6 protein-coding genes are annotated in these 9,499 nt (G+C 71.8%); 4 read left to right on the top strand and 2 right to left on the bottom strand.

Features of this window, described 5'->3' with window-relative positions; translation table 11 throughout:
* On the bottom strand, window positions 1-958 hold a 958-nt coding region (locus AB0N76_RS21340), incomplete at its 3' end, for an aminotransferase class V-fold PLP-dependent enzyme (RefSeq protein ID WP_363559088.1).
* Between the two features lie 282 nt (window positions 959-1,240).
* Here AB0N76_RS21340 and AB0N76_RS21335 point away from each other — a divergent pair.
* Together AB0N76_RS21335 and AB0N76_RS21330 are read left to right on the top strand one after the other, a co-directional pair.
* A complete protein-coding gene (locus AB0N76_RS21335) occupies window positions 1,241-3,604 on the top strand; it encodes a collagenase (RefSeq protein ID WP_363559086.1) in 2,364 nt (787 codons plus the stop codon).
* 234 nt (window positions 3,605-3,838) lie between these two features.
* Complete coding sequence (locus tag AB0N76_RS21330) at window positions 3,839-4,897, top strand: methyltransferase (RefSeq protein WP_363559084.1); 1,059 nt, start codon at window positions 3,839-3,841, stop codon at window positions 4,895-4,897.
* 50 nt (window positions 4,898-4,947) lie between these two features.
* Here the strand turns inward: AB0N76_RS21330 and sbnB are convergent, their stop codons facing one another.
* Complete coding sequence (gene sbnB / locus AB0N76_RS21325) at window positions 4,948-5,973, bottom strand: 2,3-diaminopropionate biosynthesis protein SbnB (RefSeq protein WP_363559082.1); 1,026 nt, start codon at window positions 5,971-5,973, stop codon at window positions 4,948-4,950.
* Window positions 5,974-6,265: 292 nt separating this feature from the next.
* Here sbnB and AB0N76_RS21320 point away from each other — a divergent pair, with 292 nt between their 5' ends.
* A complete protein-coding gene (locus tag AB0N76_RS21320) occupies window positions 6,266-7,555 on the top strand; it encodes an ATP-grasp domain-containing protein (RefSeq protein WP_363559080.1) in 1,290 nt (429 codons plus the stop codon).
* A gap of 113 nt (window positions 7,556-7,668) precedes the next feature.
* Entirely contained in the window at window positions 7,669-9,426 is a 1,758-nt protein-coding gene (locus AB0N76_RS21315; RefSeq protein WP_363559078.1) for a carbamoyltransferase C-terminal domain-containing protein, read from the top strand.
* Window positions 9,427-9,499: the final 73 nt, after the last annotated feature.

Below are 9,499 nucleotides of genomic sequence, written 5' to 3'. Positions count from 1 at the left end.
CCCGCGTCCGGCAGCGGGATCGCCCGGCTGCGGGGTCACCACCACCGCCCGGGCCGCCGCGGGTCTCCGCGCCGGCCACGCGGGCGGCGCCGAGCAGGGCGTCCAGCACCTCGCCGATCCGGGCGTTGATCCGGTCCACGCCGACGTCCCGGACCAGCGCGAGGGCCGCGCCGAGGGCCGCGACGGCGGGGCCGTCCGGGTTGGTGAGGGTGTGCGCGACGGCGCCGGGGCGGGGCGGGCACGGGTGGGCGGGGGCCTCGATCGGGTCGAGGACGCCGGACCAGCCGCCGAGCCCGGGGCCGAGCAGCCCGGCGACCCGGTCGCGGACCAGCAGGACGGCGGCGCCCCAGCCGGCCCGCAGCCACTTCTGGCCGCCGGCGGCGAGCACGTCGGCCGCGTCGGCGTCGAAGCCGACGGCTCCGAGGGCCTGGACCGCGTCCACCACCAGCACCCGGTCCGGGCCGATCAGCTCCTTGATCGCGGCCAGCGGGGCCCGGAAGCCGGTGGCGGCGTCCACGGCGCAGACCGCCACCGCCCGGACCCGGTCGTCCAGGCCGGCCCGGACGGTCTCGGCGGTGAGCGGCCCGTCGAGTTGACGGACCGTCAGCCCGCCGTTCCCGGCGGCGCGCAGCCACGGGTAGAGGGCCCCGGGGAAGTCGTTCCGGCCGACCAGCACGGTGCCGTCCGTCCCGCTCAGGGCGTGGGCGGCGGCGAACAGCCCGTGCGAGGTGGAGCTCACGAAGGCGATCTCGTGCGGCGCGCAGCCGAGCAGCCCGCCGGCCGTGCGGGCCGCCGCGGCGGTCTCCGCGTCGAGGGCGTCGAGCGCGGGCCAGCCCTGGCGGTGCAGCCGGTCGGCCTCGCGGAGCAGCACCCGGCGGACCGGCTCCGACACCGGGCCGAACCGGGCGAAGTCCAGATAGCCGGGCGGCTCGGCGAACTGCCCGAGGTAGTCGCGCATGACCCTCCCCTGATCCTGGACGATTTGAACGTTCAAATCACACGCAAACAAACAGAATCGATCACTTTCCAACGAGTGGGACACAGCAAACGCCCCGGGTCGAGTCCACGTCAAGACCCCTGCAGCAAAAAGAACCGCCTCTTGCGCAATGCAATTTGACATTACTATTTTACTGAGGGACGGGTCGAGCCCCCACCGCCTCCGCCGTCCCCTTGCGTCAAAACCCCCTCAACCAACGCGCGCTGCAGCGCCGTTGGCACCCCCACACCTTCAGGAGCACCGGTGTCCACCACACCACGCCTGCGCACGGTCCTGCTCTCGACCGCGCTCGCCGTGACCCTCGCGGCCCCGCTCATCCAGAGCGCCCAGGCCGCCACCCCCACCACCACCGCGTCCGCCCCCGCGTCCACCACCGCCGCCACCACCAGCGCCGTCCGCCCCCCGGCCGGCCCGGGCGGCGAACTCGCCCACGCCTCCTCCCCCGCCGGCGCCCCCGGCCCCGAGGGCGCGCCCGGCAGCACCGAGCTCCAGCCGACGACGACCGCCGGGCAGCCGGTCGCCGACCCCTCCGACCCCGCCAACGCCGCGAGCCCCAGCACGCTCGCCGCGGACCAGAGCGGCGCCTGCACCCTGGCCGCCTTCACCTCGCTCACCCCGGCCGCGCTCGCCGACTTCCTCGCCGACAAGTCGCACACCTACGAGGGCTGCCTGCGCCCGCTGCTGGTCAGCTGGAGCCCCGAGCTCACCAAGGTGCTCACCCCGGCGCACGCCCGGGCCGTCGCCGAGCGGATCACCACCCTCGCGCCGCGCTTCGACAGCGCCAACAACCTGAACCAGCAGGAACTCTGGTACTTCCTGCACGCCGGCGTCTACTTCGACTTCGACCACAAGGAGCTCGACCTCAACGACGACACCACGATGGCCGCGATCGACCGCGCCATCGCCGCGTACGCCGCCAACCCCCGGGTCTTCGAGCCGACCACCGCCGCCGGCAACGCCATGGGCGAGCTGCTCCAGACCTCCACCGCCCCCAAGCTGCGGGCCGGCCGGCTCGCGCTCACCGAGCGGGTGCTGCGGATGTACACCCCCGGCAGCCCGGTGATCGGCGACCGCGGCTGGAACTGGGCCCTCCAGGCCTCGCTCCAGATCAACTTCCAGGGCATCAACAACGTCAGCGAGGACCCGGACGGCAAGTTCCGCGCCGCGGTCGCCGCCAACCCCGGCTACCGGCAGGCGATCCGCGCGTTCTCCGGCTACGTCCACCTCAAGGGCACCGAGACCGAGTGGGCGGTCGGCGACGCGATGCTGGAGTACGCCCGCTTCGCCACCGTCGACGCGCTCAAGCCCGAGCTGAAGGGCGACGTCGGCACGGTCATCACCACCCTGCGCGACAACTTCGGCCGGCTCAGCCGCCCGTGGATCAACGTGGCCGTCCCGGTCAACGACTTCGGCCTCTGCCGGCAGTACGACGCCTGCCGGGCCGACCTGATCCGCCACTACTTCCCGAACACCTTCAGCTACGACAACGGCACCCTGGTCGTCCGCACCGCGCTCGACAAGGCCACCGCCGACCAGCTCTACTACGCCACCAAGCAGGTCAAGGCCCAGTTCTTCCGCACCATCGGCACCGACCAGCCGCTCGCCGACGACACCCACCCCGTCCTCACCGTGCAGCTGTACGACACCAAGACCAACTACCGGTGGCTGCAGTACCTGCTGTTCAAGGTCGGCGACGTCGAGAACGGCGGCATGTTCATCGAGCAGGACTCGACCTTCTTCACCTACCAGCGCACCACCGCCGAGTCGTACTTCAGCCTGGAGGAGCTCTTCCGGCACGAGTACACGCACTACCTGAACGCCCGCTGGGCGATCCCCGAGAGCGGCTACACCGACCGCTGGCCGAGCGACGCCACCTTCGCCATGAACGAGGGGACCGCCGAGTACTTCGCCGGCTCCACCAGCAAGGACGGCGTCAAGGCCCGCAAGTACATGGTCCGCCAGATCGCCTGGGACGACCGGGACGGCAACCCGCGCCTGACCGTCGACCAGATCCTGCACGCCACCTGGAACGGGCTCGGCTTCCGCGCCTACCCGTACGCGGCCACCTTCTTCAACCTGCTCGGCGAGCGCCACCCCGAGCAGCTGGCCGAGATGTACCGCCTGCTCCGCGCCGACGACGTCGCCGGCTACAACGCCTGGCGCGACCGCCTCGGCCGGGACGCCAACCTGCAGCGCGAGTACACCGCGTTCCTGAACGCCGAGATCCCGCTCACCGACAACCTCTTCGTCCCGGTCACCGGCTTCACCCCCAACGGGCAGCTGCGCTACGCCTGGGCCTCCGAGGTCCAGGACGCCTTCGCCCGGGCCACCCAGAACACCCCGATCTGCAAGGACAACGCCGACTGGAACAACACCATGCGGTTCAGCTGCACCGGCAGGATCACCGCCAACCTCACCAACACCGCCGACGCCGGGCAGGTCCGCAAGGACATGGCCGCCACCGTCGACTACTACCTGCTCAACCGGGCCGGCACGGCCGCCAACAACCTCGCCGACATGAACTGCTGGTTCGGCAAGGTCGACGTCTGGCCCACCGGCCGGGCCGGCACCGCCGAGTACACCTGCGAGGGCCCGCTCCGCCGCTGACCCCACCCGCACCACCGCACCACCGCACCACCGAGCCACCATCACCATCGGGGGAGGAGAACCGGGCCACCACGGCCCGGTTCTCCTGCGTTCCCCGACGGCGTTCCCCGGCGGCGTGTCCTGACGGCGTTCCCCCGACCGGGGCGGGTTCCGCACCCCCGGGCTTCGGCGCGCTCGTTCGTGGGCAGCCTCCCGGGCGGCGCAGGTACGGACGCGAACCGAGAGGGGCACGGCATGCGGCAGGACGGACACCCGAACGTCGGCGACGGGAGCGACACCGAGGAGGGCGCGGAGCTCCGGCGCTCCGCCGCCTTCCTGATCGACGAGGCCCTCGGCTTCCTCTTCCCCGCGGCGCTCCGGGCCGCCGCCGACGTCGGGGTGGCCGACCACCTCGCGGACGGCCCCGCGGCCCCCGCCGAACTCGCCGCCGCGACCGGCACGGACGCCCGCAACCTGTACCGGGTGCTCCGACTGCTCGCCACCCGGGGCATCGTGGCCGAGGACGAGCAGGGCCGCTTCACCCTCACCCGGGCCGGCCAGGCGCTGCGCGACGACGTCCCCCACTCGGCGCGGACGGCGATCCAGATGCTCACCGACCGCACCATGTGGCGGCCGGCCGGGGAGCTGACGCACTGTCTCACCGAGGGCACCACGGCCTTCGAGGAGCTGTTCGGCATGCCCTTCTTCGACCACTTCGCCAAGGACGCGCGGACCGCCGCCGTCTTCCACCGGGGCATGGCGGCGATGTCCGACGCGGAGAACGCGCCGATCGCGGCCGCCTACGACTTCCCGGCGAGCGGCACGGTGGTGGACGTCGGCGGCGGCCACGGCGGTCTGCTGCTGGAGGTGCTGCTGCGCAACCCCGGCCTGGGCGGCGTGCTGTACGACCGCGCCCACGTCCTCGCCGGGAACCGGCTGGCCGCGCACCCCGGGGTCGCGGACCGCTGGACGGCGCAGGAGGGGGACTTCTTCGCCGCCGTGCCGGCCGGCGACGTCCACCTGCTCAAGCGGATCACCCACGACTGGGACGACGACGACTGCGTGACCCTGCTCGGCCACTGCCGCCGCGCGCTGCGGCCGGGCGGCCGGATCCTGGTGCTGGACGCGGTGGTCCCGCCGGGTGACGCGCCGCACCAGTCCAAGGCGCTGGACCTGATGATGATGGCCTCGCTGACCGGCCGGGAGCGGACCGAGTCCGACTTCGCGGAGCTCTTCGCGCGGGCCGGCCTGCGGCTGTCCCGGGTGGTCCCGACGCCGACGGTGCTGTCGGTGGTCGAGGCCGTCCCGGCCTGACGCCCGCGCCGGAGGGCCGGGCCGGACCCGGCCCTCCGGCGTCCGTCCGCTCAGCCGTGGCGCTTGAGCTCGTGGAAGAAGTCCGGGACGACGAGCGCCTCGCCGGAGGCCGTCACCTCGTCGTACACGTACTTGGCGACCGCCAGGTCCAGCACGCCGAGGCCGAACGGGGAGAACACCACGGGCCGGTCGGCCGGCGGGGTGGTCTTGCCCACCAGCACGTCGTAGAGCGTGCCGTCGACGAAGTCGCGGTTGCCGGCGAGCTGTTCGGCCAGGTGCGGCGAGGTGTTCGCCTTCAGGCAGTGCTCGACGTCGTCGACCACGTTGTAGGAGCCGAGGATGATCTCGGGCGACAGGTCGCGCAGCGAGATGTGCAGCACGAGCGGGTTGTGGGCGAACCAGGCCGGGTCGGTGACGTGCGGCTCGCCGGCCACGGTGGCGAAGACGACCAGGTCGCAGGAGCGGATCAGCTCCTCGGCGGTGTCGTGGACGGTGATCTCCCCGTCCTCGTGCCGGGCCAGGTAGCCGGCGAAGTCGGCGGCGTACTCGGCCGACAGGTCGTGGACGCCCGCCGCCTCGAAGTCCAGCCCGACCGCCCGCAGATAGGTGTGGATGTAACGGGCGATCAGTCCGGCGCCGATGAAGCCGACCCGGCGCGGCCGCACGCCCCGGGCCTCGCTCAGCCGGGCGGCGGCCAGCGCCGCGGAGGCGGCGGTGCGGGCCGCGCTGATGATCGAGGACTCCAGACAGGCGAACGGGTAGCCGGTCTCCGGGTCGTTCAGCACCAGGACGGCCGAGGCCCGGGGGATGCCGGCCTCGACGTTCTCCGGGAAGCTGGAGATCCACTTGATGCCGTGCACGTTGACATCGCCCTGGACGGAGGCCGGCAGCGCGATGATCCGCGAGGACGGCCGGTCCGGGAACCGCAGGAAGTAGGAGTCCGGGTTGACCGTCGAACCCTCTCCGTGCAGCCGGTAGGCGGCCTCGACCGCCTGGCAGACCCGGACCTCGTGTCCGCTCACGGCCTGATGTACCTCTTTGCCCGAAACCACCGTGAAGGAGGGGACTCGATCCATTTGGGGTGAACTCCTCGGTTCTGTGTCAAGACAGTTGACCTAGTGTCAGCAGACGAAGGCCTTGGATCTGGTGATCAATTAATCTTGCTGATCATCGAACTGTCATGCAATAGTCAAGGTGAGGCCGGCGCCGAACACGTGGGCGACCAGGCACGCAGTGGTCACACCGGGGGGTCTCAGCGCACCCCTCCCTGTATTCCGTGTTGACAGAGGGGTAACCATGCCCGGAGCCAAGCGGCTTCTGTTCGTCTATACCAAGGGAGGGGCTCCTCTCGAGTATGCAATACCGAAGATGGCTGCCCGGGCAGAAGTGCACATTCTGGCCATTCAGCCCCTTCCCACCCACACGGCGGACCTGTGGTCGCCGCACGTCACCGAGATCACCGAGGCGGACCCCCGACCCGGGGAGTCCATCGTCGATCTGATCGTCCGCCAGGCGGAGAAGACCGGCGCGGACGCCCTCTTCACGCTGTCCGAGTTCGCGGCGATCGCGGTCGCCGAGGCCGCCCGGCGACTCGGCCTGCGCGGCAGCGGCCCGCACACCACCCGCTCCCGGGACAAGCGCCGGATGCGCGAGGTCTGGGAGGCCGCCGGGGTCCCCGTACCGCGCTTCCGGACCGTCTCCTCCGAGGACGAACTCCGCACCGCCTACGCAGAGTTGACCCCACCGATGCTGCTCAAGGCGGCCTGGGGCGCCGGCTCGATCGGGCAGTTCGTGATCGAGTCCCCCGAGCAGATCGCCGAGGCCTGGCGGACCACCGCGGCCAGCGTGTCCGAATCCGCCCGGCACGGCATGGCGGAGCTGCGGATCGACGGCACCGAGCGGGACTTCCTGGTCGAGGAGATCATCCCCGGCTCCACCCGCACCTGGTGGCCGGAGGACAGCGGCTACGGCGACTACCTGAGCGTGGAGGGCATCGTCGCCGACGGCACCTACCACCCGCTCTGCATCACCGCCCGGATCCCCACCATCGCGCCGTTCACCGAGCTCAGCAACCTGTGCCCGGCTCCCCTGCCGGAGGAGCTGCAGCGCCGGGTCGAGGAGGTCGCCCGCGCCGCGGTCGACGCCCTGGAGCTGGAGAGCTGCGGCACGCACACCGAGATCAAGCTGATGGACGACGGCGGACTGAGCGTCATCGAGTCGGCCGCCCGGTTCGGCGGCGTCATGGTGACCGCCGAGATCGAGCACGTCTACGGCTACGACCCGATCGGCATGCTGATCGACTCCCTGCTCGGCCGCGAGGTCGAGTTCCCCGAGCGGATGCTCACCCCCGCCGACGCCCGCGGCGCGGCCGGTTCGCTCTCGCTGATCGCCACCGACTCGGCCGGCACCCCCTGGGGGCGCGAGCTGGTCTGGGACCCGGAGCGGGTCGACTGGCCCGCCCTGCTCAGCCCCGGCAGCCGGATCGAGGCCGTCCGCGGCCTGACCGTCGCGCCCGGCACCCCGATGCCGCGCTACGACGTGGCCGCCGGCGTCCTCGGCTACGGCGGCATCTTCTTCCTCCGCACGGCGGACGCCGCCGCCCTGGTGCGCGACTCCTACTCCGTGCTCGACAACCTCGAATCCGAACTGGGGTCCTGACGTCCCATCCGACGTCCGCCCCGCAACGGGTTCCGGTCCGGGACTTCCACCCCATTGCCCCTCCGGCGGCGCTCACACCGCCGTCGTCCGTTCCACAGACCCGTAGGGATGACATGTCTTACGTTCTTGGCCTGAACCTGAGCCATGACCGCTCCGCCGCCATCGTGAAGGACGGCGAGGTGCTGGTCGCCATCGAAGAGGAGCGGCTCGACCGGATCAAGCACTCCGAGGGCTTCCTCGTCCAGGGGCACTTCGAGCGGCTGACCAAGACCCTGCCGATGAAGGCGGTCACCTACTGCCTCGACGCCGTCGGCATCGGCATCGACGACCTCGACCTGGTCGTCGGCAACCGCCCGCTCGGCGACGGCTCCGTCCGCCGCATCCTGCGCGAGCTGCCGATCCGCGACAAGAGCAAGATCCACGCGATCCCGCTGCCCTCGCACCACCTGGCGCACGCCGCGGTCACCTTCTACACCTCGCCGTTCGAGGACGCCGCCGTCCTCGTGGTGGACCAGGCCGGCAGCCGCTCGGCCGACGGCACCATCGAGAAGCACACCGCCTTCGTCGGCGAGGGCACGGAGCTGCGCCCGGTCGCGGCCACCAGCTACCCGGTCGACTACAGCGACATGAGCCTCGGCCTGTTCTACGACTTCTTCACGGCCAAGCTCAACTTCCTGACCCGCTACGGCACTCCGGACTTCGGCGTGTTCGGCTGCGGCGGCTACCCGGAGGCCGGCAAGACCATGGGCCTGGCGCCCTACGGCCGTCCGCGCCCGGAGTGGGGCGACTGGCTGACCTTCGACGGCTTCGACATCACGGTCTCCCAGGACGACCTGGAGAAGATCTGGCAGGACCTGCTCGCCGCCGAGGGCGGGGACTACGACCCCAAGGCGCGCAACTCCTGGGAGCACCAGTTCGCCAAGGACGTCTCCTACAAGATCCAGGACGAGCTGGAGCGCGCGCTGCTCCACCTCGCGCAGGTCACCAAGGAGCTGACCGGCAAGTCCAAGCTCTGCCTGGCCGGCGGCGTCACCCTCAACTCGGTCGCCAACCAGAAGATCCGCGCCGCGGGCATCTTCGAGGACGTCTTCATCCCGGCGCCCGCCGGTGACTCCGGCGTCGCGATCGGCGCCGCGCTGTACGGCTGGCACACCATGCTCGACGGCAAGGAGCGCAAGGTCCTGCGCACCGCCGCGCTCGGCCGCACCTACTCCCGCGAGCGGGCGGAGGAGGCCCTGGAGGCCTACCGCGGCAAGCTGGAGTGGCGCGAGGCCGAGATCCCCGAGGTCGCCGAGCTGCTGTCGCAGCACTACCTGGTCGGCTGGGTCCAGGGCCCGTCCGAGATGGGCCCGCGCGCGCTCGGCCACCGCAGCATGCTCGCCGACCCGCGCCACCCGCGCACCCGGGACTACCTCAACGTCACGGTCAAGCACCGCGAGGTGTTCCGCCCGTACGCGCCCTCGGTGCTCGCCGAGCACGTCTCGGAGTGGTTCGACTTCGAGGGCGAGAGCCCGTTCATGCTGCTCGTCCCCGGGGTCCGCGAGGAGCGCCGCGAGCAGGTCCCGGCGATCACCCACGTCGACGGCACCGCCCGCGTGCAGACCGTCCACCCCGAGCTGGACCCGGCCTACCACGCCCTGATCAGCGCGTTCCACGAGCGCACCGGCGTCCCGCTGGTGCTGAACACCTCGTACAACGACAACGGCGAGCCCATCGTGGAGACGCCCGAGGACGCGCTGCGCACCTTCGCCCGCACCGAGCTGGACTTCCTCTACCTGGAGGGCCTGCTGGTCAGCAAGGTCGGCCGCGACACCCTGCCCGAGGGCCACCCCCGGGAGACCCCGCTGGCGGACGACGCCGCCGGGAAGTAGGCCCGGACGGGTGGGCGGGGGCCCGGGCCCCGCGACCCCCCGCCCGCGCAAACCCAAGGGCAACAACCCCCGG

The sequence above is a fragment of the Kitasatospora sp. NPDC093806 genome (assembly GCF_040683335.1).
GTDB lineage: Bacteria > Actinomycetota > Actinomycetes > Streptomycetales > Streptomycetaceae > Kitasatospora.
The sequence above is the reverse complement of the archived record's forward strand: the minus strand, read 5'-3'. Positions and strand labels throughout refer to the sequence as shown.